14 protein-coding genes are annotated in these 19,610 nt (G+C 65.6%); all 14 read right to left on the bottom strand.

Annotated features, from left to right (window positions below):
• Positions 1 to 35 precede the first annotated feature (35 nt).
• The 14 genes from BJD12_RS01070 to BJD12_RS01145 all read right to left on the bottom strand — a co-directional run bounded on the left by BJD12_RS01070 (position 36) and on the right by BJD12_RS01145 (position 19,541).
• On the bottom strand, positions 36 to 803 hold the full coding sequence (locus BJD12_RS01070) for an RNA polymerase sigma factor FliA (RefSeq protein WP_005996242.1): 768 nt from the start codon (positions 801 to 803) through the stop codon (positions 36 to 38).
• On the bottom strand, positions 800 to 1,684 hold the full coding sequence (locus BJD12_RS01075) for a MinD/ParA family protein (RefSeq protein WP_005996239.1): 885 nt from the start codon (positions 1,682 to 1,684) through the stop codon (positions 800 to 802). Before BJD12_RS01075 ends, BJD12_RS01070 begins: the two co-directional genes overlap by 4 nt.
• Positions 1,671 to 3,365: a flagellar biosynthesis GTPase FlhF gene (gene flhF / locus BJD12_RS01080; RefSeq protein ID WP_039424953.1), complete on the bottom strand. Its 1,695-nt coding sequence runs from the start codon at positions 3,363 to 3,365 to the stop codon at positions 1,671 to 1,673. The genes BJD12_RS01075 and flhF overlap by 14 nt, the downstream gene beginning before the upstream one ends.
• A gap of 834 nt (positions 3,366 to 4,199) precedes the next feature.
• Positions 4,200 to 6,272 (bottom strand): flagellar biosynthesis protein FlhA, encoded by a 2,073-nt coding sequence (gene flhA / locus BJD12_RS01085; RefSeq protein ID WP_172797257.1) that lies wholly within the window; start codon positions 6,270 to 6,272, stop codon positions 4,200 to 4,202.
• A 17-nt stretch (positions 6,273 to 6,289) separates the two neighbouring features.
• The gene (gene flhB / locus BJD12_RS01090) at positions 6,290 to 7,420 is read right to left on the bottom strand and encodes a flagellar biosynthesis protein FlhB (RefSeq protein ID WP_005996202.1); all 1,131 of its coding nucleotides are present in this window, start codon (positions 7,418 to 7,420) and stop codon (positions 6,290 to 6,292) included.
• A gap of 339 nt (positions 7,421 to 7,759) precedes the next feature.
• On the bottom strand, positions 7,760 to 10,681 hold the full coding sequence (locus tag BJD12_RS01095) for a ligand-binding sensor domain-containing diguanylate cyclase (protein ID WP_039425828.1): 2,922 nt from the start codon (positions 10,679 to 10,681) through the stop codon (positions 7,760 to 7,762).
• Positions 10,682 to 11,184: 503 nt separating this feature from the next.
• Positions 11,185 to 14,151, bottom strand: coding sequence for a ligand-binding sensor domain-containing diguanylate cyclase (locus tag BJD12_RS01105; RefSeq protein WP_005996205.1), 2,967 nt, complete (start codon positions 14,149 to 14,151; stop codon positions 11,185 to 11,187).
• An 89-nt stretch (positions 14,152 to 14,240) separates the two neighbouring features.
• Positions 14,241 to 15,032: a flagellar biosynthetic protein FliR gene (fliR, locus tag BJD12_RS01110; protein WP_005996206.1), complete on the bottom strand. Its 792-nt coding sequence runs from the start codon at positions 15,030 to 15,032 to the stop codon at positions 14,241 to 14,243.
• A gap of 13 nt (positions 15,033 to 15,045) precedes the next feature.
• The gene (locus BJD12_RS01115) at positions 15,046 to 15,315 is read right to left on the bottom strand and encodes a flagellar biosynthetic protein FliQ (RefSeq protein WP_005996207.1); all 270 of its coding nucleotides are present in this window, start codon (positions 15,313 to 15,315) and stop codon (positions 15,046 to 15,048) included.
• A 1,077-nt stretch (positions 15,316 to 16,392) separates the two neighbouring features.
• Complete coding sequence (fliP, locus tag BJD12_RS01125; protein WP_005996010.1) at positions 16,393 to 17,235, bottom strand: flagellar type III secretion system pore protein FliP; 843 nt, start codon at positions 17,233 to 17,235, stop codon at positions 16,393 to 16,395.
• Between the two features lies 1 nt (position 17,236).
• Positions 17,237 to 17,644: a flagellar biosynthetic protein FliO gene (gene fliO, locus BJD12_RS01130; protein WP_005996007.1), complete on the bottom strand. Its 408-nt coding sequence runs from the start codon at positions 17,642 to 17,644 to the stop codon at positions 17,237 to 17,239.
• On the bottom strand, positions 17,641 to 17,979 hold the full coding sequence (fliN, locus tag BJD12_RS01135; protein WP_005996005.1) for a flagellar motor switch protein FliN: 339 nt from the start codon (positions 17,977 to 17,979) through the stop codon (positions 17,641 to 17,643). The genes fliO and fliN overlap by 4 nt, the downstream gene beginning before the upstream one ends.
• Entirely contained in the window at positions 17,976 to 18,989 is a 1,014-nt protein-coding gene (fliM, locus tag BJD12_RS01140) for a flagellar motor switch protein FliM (protein WP_005996003.1), read from the bottom strand. Before fliM ends, fliN begins: the two co-directional genes overlap by 4 nt.
• Positions 18,990 to 18,998: 9 nt before the next feature.
• Positions 18,999 to 19,541, bottom strand: a complete 543-nt coding sequence (locus tag BJD12_RS01145) for a flagellar basal body-associated FliL family protein (protein ID WP_172797218.1) — start codon at positions 19,539 to 19,541, stop codon at positions 18,999 to 19,001.
• Between the last annotated feature and the right edge of the window lie 69 nt (positions 19,542 to 19,610).

Here is a 19,610-nt window from a genome sequence, read left to right on the forward strand (position 1 = left end):
ATCAAGCTCCTAACGCTAAAAATTACGCGAAAAAATTAGTCGTCGATTTCGACACCGGCATCAGCCAGTTCGAAGACTTTGAGGCGGCCGCGCAAACGCACCACGGCCTGGCCATGGATCTGGCAGACGCGCGACTCGCTGACACCCAGCACGGCGCCGATTTCCTTCAGGTTCAATTCCTGTTCGTAGTACAGCGACAGCACCAGCTGCTCGCGCTCGGGCAGCTGGCCGATGGCCTTGCCCAGCTCGCGGCCGAATTCGCCACGCTCCATCATCTGCTGCGGGTTGGGGCCACCTTTGGCGGTGGTATCCAGCTCGCCGTGATCTTCGATGCGCGATTCCAGGCTCAGCACCTGGCCGCGTGCGGCGTCTTCCATCAGCCGCAGGTAATCGGGCAGCGGCATTTCCATGGCTGCGGCCACTTCGGTGGCGGCGGCGGCGCGGCCGGTGTTCTGCTCGATCTTGCGTACTGCGGCGGCAGCGTCGCGGGCACGGCGGTGCACCGAGCGCGGTACCCAGTCGCCACGGCGGATCTCGTCGATCATCGAGCCGCGGATACGGATCGAGGCATAGGTTTCGAACGAGGCGCCCTGGTCGGAGTCGTAACTGCGCGAGGCTTCGATCAGGCCGATCATGCCGGCCTGGATCAGGTCGTCCACTTCCACGCTGGCCGGCAGACGCGCCGCCAGATGGTGGGCGATGCGGCGGACCAGGTCGGCGTGCTGGGTCACCACGTCGTTGGCGTTGTTGCGCTGCACGGCGCGGTACTGCGCGCTGGCCGTGGTTGCGGTAGCAGTGCTCATGCGGCCACTCCCCGTTGAATGATGCGTTCGACAAAGAACTCGACGTTGCCGCGCGGCACGGTGGGGGCCTGCCAGCGCGAGGTACGGCGTGCGATTTCTGCAATGGCCTGCGCCGATGGGCTTGACGGGTAGGCCTTGATGACGGGTTGCTGACGCTGCACCGACAGGCGCAACCAGTCGTCCTGCGGCACGTGGCCGAGGTAGTTCAGCGACACATCGCCGAGGAACTTTTCGCAGACGCGCGAGAGCTTGTCGTACAGCAGGCGGCCTTCGTTGGGGTCGCGCACCATGTTGGCGATGATCTGCAGGCGGTCCACGCCGCGTTCGCGGGAGAGCACCTTGATCAGCGCGTAGGCGTCGGTGATCGAGGCCGGCTCGTCGCAGACCACCACCACCGTGTCCTGCGCGGCCTGGCAGAAGGTCAGCACGCTGTCGGTGATGCCGGCGGCGGTGTCGATGACCATCACGTCCAGGTCGCGTTCCAGTTCGGAGAACACATTGACCAGGCCGATGTGCTGGGCTGGGGCCAATTCGGCCATGTGACGGCGACCGGACGCGGCCGGCACTACCAGCACGCCGCCGGGACCTTCGATGATGACTTCATCGAGCGTGCAGCGGCCGGCGATCAGGTCGGCCAGGGTGTACTTGGGCGACAGGCCCAGGACCACATCCAGGTTGGCCAGACCAAGGTCGGCGTCCAGCAGCAGCGTGCGTTTGCCCATGTCGGCAAGCGCCACGGCCAGGTTGGCGGAGATGTTGGTCTTGCCCACGCCGCCCTTGCCACCGGTCACGGCAATGGTGCGCACCGGGCCCAAAGGCTCGGGACGGGTCGCCGACAGGGGGAAGGCGTTGGTCAGCTTTGCGTATTCACGCGACTGCATGGTTGTGCTCCGGAGTACAGGGCTTATCGGCAGCGCGCCGTAAATCTTCAAGACGAAGAACGAGACTGGCGGCATTGGCGCGGTGCAGGTCGTCGGGGACCCGCTGTCCGTCAGTCACCCAGGTGATGGGCAGTTGGTGGTCGACCACCACCGACAAGGCGCTGCCGAAGCGGCCGGTCTCGTCGAGTTTGGTCAGCACCACGCCTTGGGGTTTGGCGTGGGCGAAGCGGCGCACGACCTCGTCGAGATCGGCGAAATGGGAGTTGGCGGGCAGCACCAGCAGCGAGGTGACCTGCTGGGCGGCGCGCAGCCAGTTCAGCTGGGCAGCCAGGGCGCGATCGCGCTGGCCCATGCCGGCGGTGTCGATCAGCACCAGCTTGTAGTCGCGCAGGCGGTCCAGCAGTTCGAGCAGGCTTTCGGCACTGTCGGCCTCGTGCACGGCGATACCGAGCTGGCGGCCATAGCTGTGCAGCTGCTCGCGGCCGCCGACGCGCAGGGTGTCGGTGGTGACCAGCGCCACGTCGCGCGGGGCGTGCTGGGCGGCGAAGCGCTGCGCCAGCTTGGCGATGGTGGTGGTCTTGCCGGCACCGGTCGGGCCGACCAGGGCGATCACGCCGCCGCGTTCCAGCGGGTCGACCGGGGCGACCGGCAGGCGCTTGGACAGCAGGCCCAGCATCAGCCCGCGGCCACGGTGCAATTCGGTATCGGCCGGGATCTGCATGGCGACATCGCGGGTCAGGCCGGCGTCGAAGCCGTAGTCGTCCATCAGTTCCAGGGCCTGTGCACGCACCGGAGAGCCACGCAGGCGCTCGTCGGTGAGGCGGTTCATTTCGCGCTCGATCATCTGGCGCATCAGCGCCAGCTCGCCGCGCAGCTGCTTGAGTTCTTCGTCGTTCTGCGGGATCGGCGCGGCGGCCACCGGCACTGCGGCCAGCGCGGCGGGGGCCGGCGGGGCGACCACGATCGGCGGCAGCGCGGCCGGCGGCAGGATCTGCGGCAGCGCGTCGTCCAGGTCGAAGTCGGCCTCGTCGGCGAAGGCGTCGTCGTCCTGGTCCTGGGCGGCGTAGGCGGGCGCGCCCACCGCTGCGGCCACGACCGGGGTCGGCGCCTGGGCCGGCGCGGCCTGCACGGCCGGGCGCTGCGCCGGAGCGGTGGTCAAAAAGTCGGCGAACAGCTGTTCCGGGACCGCCGACAGCGCGTGTTCCTGGCGCTGTACGACCGGCGCAGCCAGATCCTGCACGGCCGGCATCGGCGCCGCGCTGCGGATCGGGGTGGCGACCGGGGCCTGGCGCGGCACGCTGGCCGGCTGACGCAGGGCCATGGCGGCGATCATTTCTTCGGCGGCGCTGGCAACGCGCTGACGGTGGCTCATGCCCGCATCGGCGGCCGGCTTGAGCGGGGCGTGTACCGGTGCGGCAGGGCGGGCAGCGGCCTGCGCCGGCTGTGCCGGAGCCTGCTGCACGGGTGCCTGCTGCGGAGCGGTGTGGGTGACCGGCGCATCGGAGCGTGCGGTTTCCAGTGCACGCTGCACGAGTTCTTCGTCGTAGTTGCTGGCGGCGACGATCTCGATGCCTTCGGCGGTACGACGGTTGGACAGGATCACGGCATCCGGGCCGTGTTCCTCGCGCACCATGCGGAATGCGGTGCGCATGTCCGGGGCAACAAAGCGTTTGATCTTCATGCCACGTGCCTCCAGGAACGGGACCCGCCGGACGCCGGACGGGTGCGCGATGAATGTGGGTGTGTTGCCAGCGTCATGAGTTGCCTGTCCCGTTCGTAGTTCCAAGTCCTGCCATCCGCCCCGCAGCGGTGGTGCTGTCTGCGGTCTCGCCAGAGCTAATGCATGCGGTGTGCCAAAACAGCGGTGCTGGGTTTTTGGCGAGTGGGTGCGGTGTGTGTGCGGAGGAGGCCGGGGACTGATGCGAAGCCGGGATTGCTGCGCCAAGTCGATGTTCTGATTCGAGTTTTCGACGGCGTTGGGTGCCGATTCGAGGTCGTATCTGTGCTGGACGGCAGGGCAGATTGCGTGTCTTGGAGCGCGTTGGACGCCCGCGCGAACCGCGCGAACGTGGATTTCGTCACGCGTCCCTGGGTCGGTGACATGCAATCGATTGGGGGTGGCCGAGTGGCGGATTTCCGACGCCTGCAGTTGAGGGTTGGCGGCCGGCCGGCGGCGATTGCTGGAGGACGCAATGGAGGCTGTCCGGCTTTACCACAGGGCTGGTGCAGTCGTAGGGGCGCACCTGGGCGCAATGGGCTGTATGGGTGAAACCCTCGCGCCCGGGTGCGCTCCTCCACCAACGGTGCTGGTGACGTTGTCCAGTCCGATGTGTGCTGTCTTGCTGGTCTCTCGCATCCCTGTGGTTGACTCTTCTGGATCCAAGCTCCCGCGCGTTGTCGAATCACCCGGTACGTCGTAGGAGCGCAGCTGGGCGCGATGGGGCTATCCCGGTAAAACTGTCGCGCCCGGGTGCGCTCCTACGGAAGGGGTGTCGATGACGGTGCTGCGTTTGGCTCAGCTGATCGTGCCGACGAGCTTGAGGCGCTTGTCTTCCGGCACTTCGCTGTACGCCAGGACCGACAGGCTGGGGACGCTGTGGCGGACCAGGCGGGCCAGCGCGGCGCGGACCTGACCGGGCACCAGAACCACGGCCGGTTCGTTGCGGGCTTCCTGCTTGCCGACGCAATCGGCCAGGCTCTGGTGCAGGCGCTCGGCCAGGCCGGGCTCCAGTGCCACGCCGTTGCCGTGGGTGGATTCCTGCAACACGCGCTCCAGCTGCGGGGCCAGGGTGAACACCGGCAGTTCGGCGGACATGCCGGCGATCTCCTGCACGATGAAGCGGCCCAGCGAGGTACGCACCGCGGCGGTGAGGGTGGCCGGGTCCTGGCTGTGCGGGGCGTGTTCGACCAGCGCTTCGACGATCTTGCGCAGCTGGCGCACCGGGATGCGCTCGATCAGCAGGTTCTGCAGCACGCGCACCACCACCGACAGCGGCAGCGCCTTCGGGGTGAGGTCTTCCACCATCTTGGGCGCGGTCTTGGCCAGGGTGGCCAGCAACTGCTGTACTTCTTCGTGGCCGAGCAGCTCCGGGGCGTGCTCGCGGATCAGGTGCGACAGATGCGTGGCCACCACGGTGGCCGGGTCGACCACGGTGTAGCCCATCGATTCGGCATAGGAGCGCTGGTGCGGCTGGATCCAGGTGGCATCCAGGCCGAACGCCGGGTCCTTGCCGGGAATGCCGTCCAGTTGGCCGAGCGCACCGCCCGGGTCCAGCGCCAGCTCGCGGTCGGGGTAGATCTCGGCGGTGGCCACCGGTACGCCGTGCACCAGCAGGCGGTAGGCGTTGGCCGACAGCTCCAGGTTGTCGCGGATATGCACCGGCGGCACCAGGAAACCGATGTCCTGGGTGAGCTTGCGGCGCACTCCCTTGATGCGCGCCATCAATTCGCCGCCCTGGTGCTTGTCCACCAGCGGAATCAGCCGGTAGCCCACCTCCAGGCCCAGCGGATCGATCGGGCGCAGCTCGTCCCAGCTCAGTTCGGCGCTGGCCTGCGCGGCGGTGGCCGCAGCGGCCGCCTTGGGGTCGCTGGCGGGGTCGCCGGTCGGGGCGACCACCAGGCTGCGCTTGTACATTTTCCAGGCGATCACGCCCAGGATCAGGCCCAGCGTCAAAAACGCGACGTTCGGCATGCCCGGCACCAGGCCGACCAGGCCCAGGATGGCCGCTGCCACCGCCAGTGCGCGGTGCTGGCCGAACACCTGGCTGATCATCGCCCCGCGCATGTCCTGCGCCCGCGAGGCGCGGGTCACCAGCAAGGCCACCGAGGACGACACCAGCAAGGCCGGCAGCTGCGCCACCAGGCCGTCGCCGATCGACAGCAGGGTGTAGGTGGAGGCGGCATCCACGAAGCTCATGCCGTGCTGGAACATGCCGACGGCCATGCCGCCGACCAGGTTGATGAACAGGATCAGGATGGCGGCGATGGCGTCGCCGCGGATGAACTTGTTGGCACCGTCCATCGCACCGTAGAAGTCGGCTTCCTCGCGGACTTCCTCGCGGCGGGCCTTGGCTTCCTCGCGCGTCAGCAAACCGGCGTTGAGGTCGGCGTCGATGGCCATCTGCTTGCCGGGCATGGCGTCCAGGATGAAGCGCGCGGTCACTTCCGACACGCGCCCGGCACCCTTGGTGATGACCACGAAGTTGATGATGGTCAGGATCGCGAACACCACGATACCCACGGCGTAGTTGCCGCCGATCACGAACTGGCCGAACGCCTCGATGACCTTGCCGGCCGCGGCGTGGCCGTCCTGGCCGTTGATCAGAATCACGCGGCTGGAGGCGACGTTCAGCGCCAGCCGCAGCATCGTGGTCATCAACAGCACGATGGGGAAAATGGTGAATTCCAGCGGGCGCTGCACATACACCACCGCCAGCAGCACCATCAGCGAGATGGCGATGTTGAAGGTGAACAGCGCGTCCAGCACCGGCGCGGCCAGCGGCACCATCAGCATGGCCAGCATGGCCATCAGGGCCAGCGGGGCGCCCAGGCCGTTGCGCAGCAACTCCATGACGCGGCGGGCGTTCATCGGGGCAGGTTGGGCGCTCATGCGCTGGCCCCCTTGCCGAACTCATCCACCTCGAGCGAGGGCAGTTCCGGCATCGGGCCGCCGTTCCACCCGCGCAACTGGTAGACGTAGGACAGGACCTGGGCCACGACCGAATAGAGTCTCACGGGAATTTCCTTGCCGATTTGGGCTTCCCTATACAAGGCGCGTGCCAAAGGTGGGGCGGTGACGATCGCCACCCGGTGCTGTTCGCAGGTTTCGCGGATGCGGAAGGCCATTTCGTCCACGCCCTTGGCCACCACGATCGGGGCGCGCATCTTGCCGCCTTCGTACTTGAGCGCCACCGCGTAGTGGGTCGGGTTCATCAGCACCACGTCGGCCTTGGGCACCGCTTCCATCATCTGCCGCTGCGACATCTGCATCTGCATCTGGCGGATGCGGCCCTTCACCTCCGGGCTGCCCTCGCTTTCCTTCATCTCGCGCTTGATCTCCTCGCGCGTCATCTTCAGCTTCCGCAGCCAGTTCCACTTCTGGTACGGCGCGTCGATGGCCGCCAGCAGCACCAAGGCGCCTGCGGTGTAGAACAGCAGGCTCTTGGTGAAGTCCAGGCCGTTGCCCACCGCCTGTTCCAGCGGCTGGTTCACCAGCGCGCGCAGGCCGGGCAGGCTCTTGGAGATGCACAGCCAGGCGGCCAGGCCGACGAACAGCAGGCGCAGCACCGACTTGACCAGCTCGGCCAGGCTGTTGCTGCCCCACATGCGCTTGATCCCGTTCATCGGGTTGAGCTTGGTGAGGTCGGGCATGATCGCCTTGCTGGAGAAATGCAGGCCGCTCATCATCAGCGGCCCGGCCAGCCCGGCCAGCAGGCACACGCCGATCAGCGGCAGCATCACCCACAGCAACTGCAGCAGCAGGTCGCCGAAATGGCCGAACAGGGCCATCGGGTGTTCGCGCATCCTGGGGTCGGGGCTGAGTGCGGTCTTCATCCAGACCGCCGCGCCATCGCCGATGCCGCCGGCCAGCGCCATCAATCCGAACACGCCGGCGCCAAACACCGCGGCGGTGGACAGCTCACGCGATTGCGGGAAGTTGCCCTGCTCGCGGGCCTCGCGCAGGCGTTTTTCGGTGGGAAGCTCTGTACGCTCGCCGCCGTCGTCGGACTCGGACATGGAGGTGCCGGTGGGGGATTAGCCCGGTCTGATGCAAGTTGTGTTCCTTAAACGGGAATGGGGAATCGGGATTGGGGAATCGCAACAGCGGGTGGCTGGGCGGGGGGCGATGTGGGGCAGGGAGGGATAGGGGGCGATAGGGCGCGTCGGTCGCCGATATCTGACGATCAGCGACTGCTCGGCAAGCGGCCGTGGTACCTCTGCCGTCATGCGGCCGGGGGGGGCATATGGCCGGGATCGTGTGAACCAAACCACGAACACCGCGTGGCGCGTCGAGACGCGTTTGCTCAAGGACCCAGCGACCCGGTGCGCGCGTGCTGCGCGCACGTAACGCGGTGATCAAGCCGCCGAAATCTCGACTTCCTCCGGCTCGATGCGGTTGCGGCCGTGGCCCTTGGCCCGATACAAGGCCTCGTCTGCACGCGCCAGCAAGGTGGCGGCGGTGTCGCCGATGCGAAACCATGCCACGCCGACCGAGCAGGTCACCTGCAGCGGTCGCACGGCACCCACGTCGTAGGGTGGCAGACTGATCGCTTCGTGGATGGCGCGCAGCCGGTGCTGGCTCTGTCGTGTCATGCCTGGCAGCAGCAACAGCAGTTCTTCGCCACCGTAGCGGCCTACCTTGTCCGAATCGCGCAGGCAGGCGGTGAGCCGTGCGCCGACCTTGGCCAGCACCGCGTCGCCGACCAGATGGCCATGTTCGTCGTTGACCTGTTTGAAGTGGTCCAGGTCGATCAGCACCACCGCCAACGGGTGCTCGGCGTGCGCGCAGTGCTGCAGCTCTTCGGTCATGGCATCGAGAATGCCGGAGCGGTTGAGAAGGCCAGTGAGCGCGTCATGGCTGGCCTTCAAGGCCAATGCTGCGCGGGCGCTTTCCAGATCGCGTTTTTCGTGTTCCAGCTGATAGGTGCGTTCGGCCACCAGCTCGGCCAGCATGCGTTCGCGCGCCACCAGATGACGGTGTCGCCAGCTCCACAGCCCGATCAGCAGGCCGCCGCCGATCAAGACATACAACGCAATCGCCGGCGGACTGCGCCACCACAGCGGCGCCACTGCGAACGGCAGATCCACCACCGGCGAAGCGGTGCGCCGATAGCGGTCCAGCAGTTGCACCTGCAGGCGGAAATGCCCGGACGGCAGCGGCGGTTGATCGATCGACAGATCGTCGCTTTCGATCCATTCGTTGTGCAGGCCGAGCACGCGATAACGCACGGTCAACCGGCTGGGGTCGTCGTAGACCTCCATCGTCGACAGCTCGATATGCAGCGGTGTGTCGCTCCAGCCCAGCAGTTGCCCGGCGCGGATCGGTACGCCGCCGCGGCTGAGGCTGTCGATGCGCACGCTGGGCTGGCGCTCGTCGAACAGGCGCGCCGGGTCTTGCAGATGGCTGACGCCGCGCGAGGTGCCGATCCACACCGAGCCGTCCGGATCTTCGTAGAACGCGGCTTCGGAGACATCGTCCCAGAGCAGGCCTTGCGACTGCGACAGATGCGCCCAGCGCTCACCGTTATAGACATCCACGCCGCGCGCGTGGCCCACCCAGACCCGGCCCAGGCTGTCGCTATGCATCAGGTACACGCCCACGTCGCGCAGCGCTTCGTCGCTGATCGCCTGCAGGTCCAGGCCATCGGCGAGCAACATGCCGTGCCACAGGCCGGGGCGATAGAACGCCAGCAACACTTCGCCGCTGTCGCTGATGTGGAACTTGCTGATCCATGGGTCGGCGTCGCCGCCGTTGACCTTCACCTTCACCTTGGACCAGCGCTCGCCCTGCAACCGGAATAGCCCATTGGCGCTGGACACCCACAGCGTGCCGTCGGCGGTCTGCTGGATATCGGTGTAGGCGATCGTTGGCATGCCGGCGACAGGCTGCAAGGTGCCGCCGTCCAACGGACGCTCGATCACGAACAGGCCACCGAGCGTGAGAATCCACAGGCGACCCTGGCGATCGAGATGCAGGCGCCGGCCGGTACGCGGAAGTTTGCCGATCTCGGCGCTGCGGCCATCGGGCCAGTTGCGGCGCACGAAGCCAGCAGAATTCAGTGTCCACACGCTGTTGTCGGCGCTACGCGCCAAGCCCACGATCTGGATGCCCGATTGCGCCAGCGCCGGGACAAACCGCTCGTCCGGCCGGGCCTGACGTCCCACGCCGTGCTCGTTGCCGACCAGCAGCGCATTTTGTCCATCGCGTGCGATGGACCAGGTGGGTGCGGCCGGCATGCCTTGCGAGGCGTCCCAGTTTTCGATCCATTCGTAGCCGGCCCAGCGCACCAGGCCTTCGCCGTCCACGGTCATCCAGACGTCGCCATCGCGGTCCACCACGATGGCATCGCTGCTGCCCGGCGGCAGTCCGTTCTCCGTGCCGAAGCTGCGCCAGGCGCCGTTTTCCCAGCGCGCCAGGCCGTCGTTGCGACGCACTAGTACGCGCCCTTCGCGGTCCATCACCAAGGGCGCCTGCTGCCCGATCGTGCTGCTGTCGAGCAGCGGCAACGGCCGCACACTGAAATGGCTCGCGCCCGGCGCGCGGTAGAGCAGGGTGCCGGCACCGCGCACCCACAGACCGCCGTCATGGTCGCGCAACACGCTGTACCAGCGATCGACCGGTACGCCCTCGTCGGGGCCGTACACCGTCACCTGGTGCCGCGCATCGATGGCGCACAGCTTGTGCGCGCAGCCGACCCAGAGCGTGTCGCCGTCCACCGATAAACTGAGGACTTTGGAAAGCTCGGGCACCCGCACCCGCGTGGCGGTGTCCAGCAGATATTGGCTATGCCAGCGGCCATTGCCGCGTGCGTGCAGCAGTTCCAGATCGCCGCCGTTGGCAATCACCGTGCCCCATGAAAGGCTGGCAAGCCGCACACCCTCCTGCAGGTGTTCGGCTTCATCGCGCGCGAGTTTGCGAAAGCCATGCTCGTCGCCGATGAACAGCGCCTGGAAGCCGGCAACCCACACACGCCCATCGGGCGCTTGGCTGATTGCGGTAATCGGCTCGTTGCGCAGTCCGTCCAGCATCACTTGCTGGAAAATGCGGCCGTTGTAGCGATACAGGCCGCTCTCGGTACACACCCACATCAAGGTGGTAGGGGTCTGCAACAGGCAGGTGCCGGCAAGCCCGAGCAGGCCCTGATCGTGGGCATAGCGGCGGATGCTGGCGCTCTGTGCGCTGGCCAGATTGGCAAACGACAGCAACGCCAGCAGCAACATCGCAGTAAACGATGCGCCTCGGCCTGACGACCTCCATTGGCGGTGCAAAAACCCCACGGGCGTTGCAATCTCCCACGCATCGGTGCGTGCGGTCCGCGCCCTCGCGCGGGTGACGCACGCTTGCCATTGGCAGCCCCCCATAGCAGGCCGCGATATATCGACTAGCGGCTGCTCACGCGTTTTACTTTAGGACAACACTCTTATCAGCGGGTCACTGTCAGACAGGCGCGACCGCTACGCGCTGCCACTGTGCGGGATGCGTCCACGGTAGTGGAACGCCATGAACGGGTTGATGATCGCGCGAGCGTATCTGCCGCCATGCATGACGCGGCGATCGCACCCAGCGAACACGACGGCTGCGCATGCCGGCGCCAGATCGACCGAGATCGCGGTCAACGTGTCTGATCGCTCCGATGAAATGCTGGCTGCGGCCGCCATTACGTTCGCCATTGCAGGTTTTTGCGACGCGGTGGCGGAATGGATGCTGGCAGCTCTGCCGTACACTCCGATGCATCTGTCGGCGATGGCGCGCGATCAGGGCGTCCTGCTGATCGCCGCGCTCAGTCGGCGCAGTTCTCGGGTCCCGCAGGCATGGCCAGGTCGCTGGCATCGTAGTAGATGCGATTGCGGCCGCTGCGCTTGGCGCTGTACAGAGCGGTATCGGCGCGCGCCAACAGTTGCTCGAGGGTTTCTCCAGGCGCAAACCAGGCCACCCCGATCGAGCAGGTGACGTGCAACCAGCCGCCATCGATCGGGTAATCGCCGCAGATGCCGCGATGCAGTGCGTCCAGCCGGTGGGTGGCTTCGTGCGTCAGCCCCGGCAGCAGCGCCAGCAATTCTTCGCCGCCATAGCGGCCGATACGGTCGTCGCCACGTACCAGCGTATCCAAGCGGCGACCGACCCCGGCCAGTACAGCATCGCCGGCCAGATGCCCGTGCTGATCGTTGACCAGCTTGAAGTGATCCAGATCGATCAAGACCACCGCCAGCGGCCGCGCTGTGGCGTCGGCGTTGCGCAACATGTCGCGCAACGCGGCAAGGATGCCGGCGCGGTTGAGCAGGCCGGTGAGTTCGTCGTGGGTGGCCTTCAGTGCAAGTTCGGAACGCGCCGATTCCAGATCCCGCTTGTCCTGTTCCAGCTCGGCTGTGCGCTCGGCAACCAGTTGCTCCAGCTCGCGCTTGCGCCGCAGCAGTTTGGCCGTGCGCCAGCGCAGCAGTGCAATCACCGCTGCGATCGCCAGCAGCACATACGCGATCAAGGCAGGAATGCCGCGCCACCACGGTGGACGCAGCACGAAGGCGAACCGGGTGATCGGACTGGTACTACGCTGGCCCGCGTCCACTGCCTGCACCTCCAGCGCATAGCGGCCAGGCGGCAGCAGCGGATAGGTGATATGGCTGAGCGAGGTGCTGGTCCAGCTGGCCTGGTGGCCTTCCACGCGGTAGCGGAAGCTGATGCGGTCCTGGCCGCCTTCGGCGCCGGGCGTGCTCAGATCCACGTCAAGCGGAACCTGCGACCAGGGGACCTGTGCACCGGGTGCAAGGGTTTGTTCGCCGCGCCGCACGCGCAGCACATCCACCCGTAACGGTGGCGATGCGAACACGCGTGATGGAGCGATCAGATGGGTCAGTCCGCGGCTGCTGCCGAGCCAGACGCTGCCATCGATGTCTTCAAACAACGCATTGGCAGACACGTCGTCCCACAACAGGCCCTCGCTGCGCGTGGCGCGCGACCAGTGGCCATGATCCAGCAGGTCCAGGCCCTGGCTGCTGCCCAGCCACAAACGTCCCTTGCTGTCGTGACGGAGGATGAAAGGCATCACGCGCGAGACCAGCGTGTCGTTGACTGCAGTCAGCGTGACGACTGCATCGTCTTGCACGTTGCCGTGCCAAAGCCCGGTATCGCGCAGCGAAAGCCACAGCTGGCCGTCGTCGGAAAAATCCATCAGAAAGTAATCGTGGCTGGGCAGGTTGCCGTGCACCTGGACCTGCCGCCAGCGACCATCTTTTTCCTGGCGATACAGTCCTTCGCGGGTACTGGCCCATAGCCGGCCCTGACGGTCCAGATCGACATCGCCGACGAACGCCGCCGGCACTGCCTCTTCGCGCCTGGCCTGCAGCGGTGCCTCCGGTGCGATGGAGTACAGGCCGCGCGGGGTGGTGACCCAGAGCACCCCGTCCGGGCCGAACAACAGCTTGTTAGTTGGCAGGTCGAGCTGCATGACGTCGAAGGTCTTGCCCGTTTGCGGGTCGCGTCGGGCGAGGGCGCCGGAGGAGCGCGCCACCCAGGCCGCGCCATCCTTGGGCGACAACGCGATGGAGACCGATTGCAGCAACGGCTCGCCGTTGGCCAGTGTCCACGGTTGCATGCGCCCGGTGCGCGGATCCAGCACATTGGAGCCGGCATCGCCGCCTACCAGCAGCTCACCGCTAGGCAGTCGCTGGATGGCCCAGGTGGGCGATTCGGCCAGGCCCTGGCTTTCGTCCCAATGCTCGATGTTGCCGTAGCCCAACCAGCGCTGCACCCCCAGCCCGCGCGTGCCGATCCACAGCTGGCCGGTACTCTGCATCATCAACGGGCCCACCATCGGGCTGATTGACAGCCTCTGGTCATGCCCGAAGTAGCGCCACTGATCGCCTTCCCAGCGCACCATTCCACGGTCCGAGCGCGTAATCAGGCGGCCCTGCGCATCCTCCGACAAGGTGGTTGCACCGGACAACGTGTCAAAACTGGTGCCGGCCGGCGGTGCATGGTTACGGAAGACGCGTTCGCCTTGCGCACGCGACATCACCATGCCGCCACCGCGCAACCACAGATCACCGCGATGATCGCGGAACACCGCGCGCCATTGCCGTTCCGGCACACCGTCGGCATCGCCCAACTGGGTGATGCGGCCGTTGGCATCGATGCGGCAAACGCGTTTTCCGCAACTGGCCCACAACGCGGTGCCATCGGCAAGCAAGGCTTTTCCTGCGGGAAGGGTGGTGCCGTCATCCAGGCGCAACGGCAGCGCACGGACGGTCCATCCGGTTTGCTTGCCAGGCACCAGGTGCAGCAACTGGTTTTCGCTGACCACCACCACGCCGCCTGCGTAAGGGGCGATGACATTGCCGCTGTCGGCACGGATCGGCAGGCCATCCTGCAACACCGCGCTGAAGGTCGTGCCATTGCGCACGAATACGCCGTTGGCGCTGGCCACCCATAAGCGTCCGCGCGCGTCCAGCGTCAACGCACGGATGTAGCGCGCGTCCAGGCCGCTGTCCCTGCCAACCGGAATGAATTGTTCGCGTTCGAAGCGATGCAGTGCCAGTTCGGTGCCGACCCAGACCACGCCCTGGCGGTCCTCGAGCAGGCTGTTGACGGTCATTCCCTGCAGGCCGTCGGCCTGCGCGTAATCGCGAAAGCTATAGGTTTGTGCCCATCCATTGCCTGCGATCAGCCATCCGAGCAGACAGAACACTGCCAGACGGCGCAGCGCAGTGCCGCGCTTGCCAGGTAGAAAGAACAGCGCAGACACGTTCGACATCGGTTCCCGCAAGAGTGGCGTGCGATTGAACGGACCAATCGTCCTCAGCGTTGACGGCGACTGGCTGCAAAACTTGAGCGGCCGCAACCCTAGCCTGTCAGTTCTCTGGCGGAGTCGAAGGCGGTATCGAACATGCGCTGCACGGGTGGCGCAAACTCGCTTGCAAAGCTGGACAGCAGGAACAGCCCCAGCAGGACCGTCAGCGGCAAGCCAAGTTGCATCGGATTCAACGCCGGCGCCGCCTTGGCCAACGCGCCAAAGGCCAGATTGACCGCCAGCATCGCCACCATCATCGGCAGGGCCAAGGTCAGCCCGCCGCGCATGATCTGCAGGAACAAGGTAGGCGCCACCTCCGCAAACGCGCGGGCGTCGGGAATGGCCGTGCCGATCGGCAGCGCCTTGTAGCTGTCCACCAGCAGCGAGATCACTGCCAGGTGACCGTTAGCGGCAAAGAACAGCAAGCCGAAGCCGATGTAGAACCACTGCGCGATCACGCCGGAGGTCACCCCGCGCATCGGGTCGGACATCTGCGCAAACGACAGGCCGGTGGACTGGGACACCAACTCACCGGCCAGCGCGCCGGCCTCGAAGATCAACTTCAGCATGAAGCCCATGCTGGCGCCCACCGCCAGCTCGCGTGCGATGCTCAGTACCGCCTGCGCGGTGAAGCCATCCCACTCGGGCACCGGCGGCAGGATCGGCGCCAGCACCATCGACAAGGTCCCGGCCAGCATCACCCGCACCCGCCCGGGCACCGCACGCGTGCCGATCAACGGCATCGCCGTCAGCAGCGCACCGGTGCGCAGCATGGTCCACATGATCGCCCCGACCATCGCAAACGCGCGCTGGCCGTCGATCACCATCTGGGTAGCGGAATCCATCCGGTCTGGTCCGCTAACCGATCAGGTGCGGAATGCGCTGGAACAGCGCAATGGTGAACTCCACCAGATGCCCCAGCAGCATGCTGCCGGTGGCAAATAGCGTCGCGGTCAATGCGACCGCCTTGGCCACGAAGCCGATGGTGGGTTCGTTCAATTGGGTCGCGGCCTGCACCACACCGATGACGACACCGACGATCAGCACCGCCAGCAACATCGGTCCGGCAATCCACAGGACGGTGACCAGGCCACCACGTAATTCAGTCAGGGCGATTTCAGGGCTCATGGGCGGTGGTGATGCAAGTCGGGTGCCAAAGGGGCGGGGATGGGGGGATTCGGGATTTGGGATTCGTTGTTTGGCTGGCGGCTTTTTGTAGAGGGTGACCTTTGTTTCGCCCTGCGGTGAGCATTGCCATAACACTGTCGCTGTCGCTGTCGCTGTCGCTGTCGCTGTCGCTGTCGCTGTCGCTGTCGCTGTGCTCTTGCTTTGCTGTTGGCTTTAAGGGCCCCCATACCGCAGCGGCAATTCGGGTAGATACAACCCGCAGGGCGGCGCGCATGGAAGCGCGACGTTTTTGTAAGGGACATGGATGTCCCTTACAAAAATTTCTACCCGGATTGCGGACCTGGAGCGCGCAGCGCGGAAGGCGCGAGGACGGGGTGTGTTTCTTTGGTTACTTTGGTCAGCCTGCGGCTGCCGTAGAGCGCTTCTTGCACAAGCAAAGAAAGTGACTCGTTCCCCGAAGGGGAGCGAAAGCTCTGCACTTGCTTGGCTTGCAGCTTGCAGCTTGCAGCTTGCAGCTTGATTTTCTTGGTGTGAATCAGACAAATCAACGGCTTTCACGCCCTACGGGCGCGAGTCACTTTTCTTTGCTTGTGCAAGAAGCGCTCTACGGCAGCCGCAGGCTGACCAAAGTAACCAAAAGAAAGCACACCCCGTCCTCGCGCCCTCCGCGCCTGCGGCGCTGCGGGTGCGCAAGTCCGGCGGAAATTTTTGTAAGGGACATCCCTGTCCCTTACAAAAACGTCGCGCATCCATGCGCGCCGCCCTACGGGTTGTATCTGCCGGCCTTGCCGCTGCGGTATGGGGCCCCGGACGAGCAAAGGGCACAGAGCGAAAGCACAGGAGCAAGCAACAGCAAAAGCGCAGATCCGGGAGCTAGAACCGAGAAGCGAAAGCCAAGATTTCGGAGGTGCGAGGTGAGCGGATACGAGGAGGGGCTGGGCCATAAAGCCGACGTCCATTAGCACCATCTGCCGAACTCAACCAGCCGCAAATACTACTTAAATGGGAATGTGGCTCAGCTGGATACCAATGACAGTGCCAGCCACATCGATCACGCGCACAGCACGCCATCCACACCTACGACGCGTTGAAGCTCGCGGCCAGCGTCCCCACCACCAACACCCACCCATCCACCAGGATGAACAACAGGATCTTGAACGGCGCGGAGATCAACATCGGCGACAGCATCATCATGCCCATCGACATCAACACGCTCGCCACCACCAGATCGATGATCACGAACGGAATGAAGATCAAGAACCCGATCTCGAATGCCGTCTTCAGCTCGCTGGTGACAAACGACGCCACCAGCACCGGGAACGGCACCGCGTCCGGGCCGGCGTATTTCCCGTCGCCGGCCATGCCTGCGAAGGTCATCAGGTCGGTCTCGCGGATCTGCGCCAGCATGAAGGCGCGCAGCGGCTGCGTGGTCAGCGTCCAGGCGGTGGAGAAATCGATCTGGTTGTTGAGGTACGGCTGCAGGCCGGCGCCCCACATCTTTTGCCACACCGGCATCATCACCAGTGCGGTGAGGAACATCGCCAGGCCCAGCAGCACCTGATTGGAGGGGGTCTGGCCAGTGCCCAACGCCTGGCGCAGCAGGCCCAGTACGATGGTGATGCGGGTAAAGGCGGTCAGCACCAGCAGCATCGACGGCAGCAGGGTAATCGCCGTCATCAGCAGCAAGGTCTGCAGCGGCAGGCTCACCGGCTGGTCGCCGATGCGGCCCACGCTGACGTTCGGCAGGTTTGGCAGTTGATTGGAGCCGGGCGGCACGGCAGGGGTGGCGGCGGGCGCGGCGGCCTGGGCCATCGACGGCAGTGCGGCGGGCGTGGCGGCGGCCAACATCGGGCAGCTCATCACCAGCAGGATCAAGATCAGGCGCAGGCTGCGCCCCCAGCGATTCCAACAACTAAACATGTCACGGGTCCTTGCGCAGCTTCTGAGCGAGCAGCTGGGCGAAATTGGGGAGTTGCTTGAAATTGGGCAGGGTGGGTGCGGGCGTGGGCGGCAGCGGTTCGGGCAAGGTGTGCAAGGTGCTGATGCCGCCGGCGGTGACGCCCAGCAGCAATTGCTGGCCATTCACCTCCACCACCACCACACGTTCCTTGGCACCCACCGCCAGGCTGGTCACTACGCGCAGGCCTTCGCTGTTGCGAAAACCACTGCCGGGCATGCGCTTGAGCAACCAGCCCAGGCCGACGATCAGCGCGAGCACCAACAGCAATGCAAAGACCGCGCCAAACAGGCTGGGCGAAGACGGCGCCTGCGCGCCGACCTGGGTGGCCTTGGCCGCGACGGGCGCGGCGGCAGCCAGCAGGCCGATCACCGCAGCCTCCGGATCCGTTCGCTGGGGCTCACCACGTCGGTCAGGCGGATGCCGAAGCGGTCGTTGATCACCACGACTTCGCCGTGCGCGATCAGGGTGCCGTTGACGTACACGTCCAGCGGTTCGCCTGCGCCGCGCTCCAGCTCCACCACCGAGCCCTGGTTGAGCTGCAGCAGGTTGCGGATCGGAATGCGGGCGCGGCCCACCTCCAGCGACAGCGTCACCGGAACGTCCAGGATGACGTCCAGGTTGAGGTCGGCGGCATTCTGGTCGTGCTCGGCCTGCAGGTTGTCAAAGGTGGCGGGCGCGGCGTCGAGGATGTCGGAGTTCATCATTTGCTTGGGTCCTGGGAGGGAACGGCACGCGGGGCTTGCACGCCGGGCGGGCGGACGGCGGTGATCTTCACGGCGTTGTTGCCGTTGGAAACGCCGAATTCGCCGGTGAACATCGGGATTTCTTCCACGCACAGCGGTACCTGTGCGGGCAGATCGATCGGCAGGATGTCGCCGACCTTCAGGCCGGTGAGCTGGCGCAGGCTCATGCGTTTGCTGGCCAGCACGCTCGACAGCGTCACTTCGGCGGTATTGAGCTGCTCGCGCAGCATCACGTTCCAGGAGTCGTCGCGGTCGTTGCGGTCGCTCTGGATGCCGGCATCGAGCAGTTCGCGGATCGGCTCCAGCATCGAATACGGCAGGGTGATGTGGATCTCGCCGCCGCCGCCTTCCAGCTCTACATGGAACCGGCACACCACCACGTACTCGCGCGGGGTGACGATGTTGGCGAAGTGCGGGTTGATCTCCGAGTTGATGTATTCGAAGTCCACCTCCATCACCGGCGCCCAGGCTTCCTTCAGATCGGCAAAGGTCTGCTTGAGCATCAGCTGGATCACGCGCATTTCGGTGGCGGTGAACTCGCGGCCTTCGATGCGGGTGTGGAAGCGGCCGTCGCCACCGAAGAAGTTGTCTACCACGGTGAACACCAGCGTGGGTTCGAACACGATCAGGCCGGTGCCACGCAGCGGTTTGAAGCGGATCAGGTTGAGGTTGGTCGGCACATACAGCGAGTGCATGTACTCGTTGAACTTGACCAGGTCGATGCCGCGCACCGACAGGTCGGCCGAGCGCCGGATCAGGTTGAACAGGCCGATGCGCCACAGCCGCGCAAAGCGCTCGTTGACCATCTCCAGGGTCGGCATGCGCCCACGGATGATGCGGTCCTGGCTGGACAGATCGTATTGACGCGCCTCGCCGGGTAGCGGCTCCGGCTCGGTATTGACCGCACCGGAATCCACGCCATGCAACAGGGCATCGATCTCGTCCTGGGAAAGCAGATCACTGACGCTCATGGGCAGGCCTTACTGGGTAACGAAACTGGTGAACAGCAGTTCTTCGACGCATTTCTTGCCGGTTTCGCTGGTCATGACCTTTTGCGCTTCGGTCAGCGCGGCTTTCTGCAGCTTCTGCTTGCCGGCAAGATCGGCCACGTCGGCAGCCTTGGTCTGCGACAGCAGCATCAGCAGATGCGCGCGGATGGCCGGCGCGTTTTCGGTGATGAGCTTGAGTTCTTCCGGGTCGCGGGTGACCAGCTGCACTTCGACCTGCAGGTACTGCGGGCCGTCGCCGGGGTCGGCCAGGTTGACCACGATCGCCGGGTCCATCGGAAAGTACTGCGCGGGCTTGGGCACTTCGGCCACCTTGGGCGCGTCGTGCTTGCCGCCTTTTTCATCGCCCTTATGGCCGAGGAAGAACCACGCGCCGCCGCCGGCCGCGGCCAGCACGACCACGCCAATGGCAATCAACAGAAGAGGCTTTTTGCCGCCTTTCTTCTTTTCGTCTTTCTCGTCGGTCTTTTCAGGTTTCTTGGCCGCTGCCACGTTCTGCTCCAGGGGAAGGCTTATCCCATGGATGCAATCGGCATGCCAAAACCGCGACGGTTTCCTGGCGCGACGCGCGCGCTGATGCAAAAA

Origin of the sequence: Xanthomonas vesicatoria ATCC 35937 (assembly GCF_001908725.1) — a bacterium.
In the GTDB taxonomy this organism is placed as follows: domain Bacteria; phylum Pseudomonadota; class Gammaproteobacteria; order Xanthomonadales; family Xanthomonadaceae; genus Xanthomonas; species Xanthomonas vesicatoria.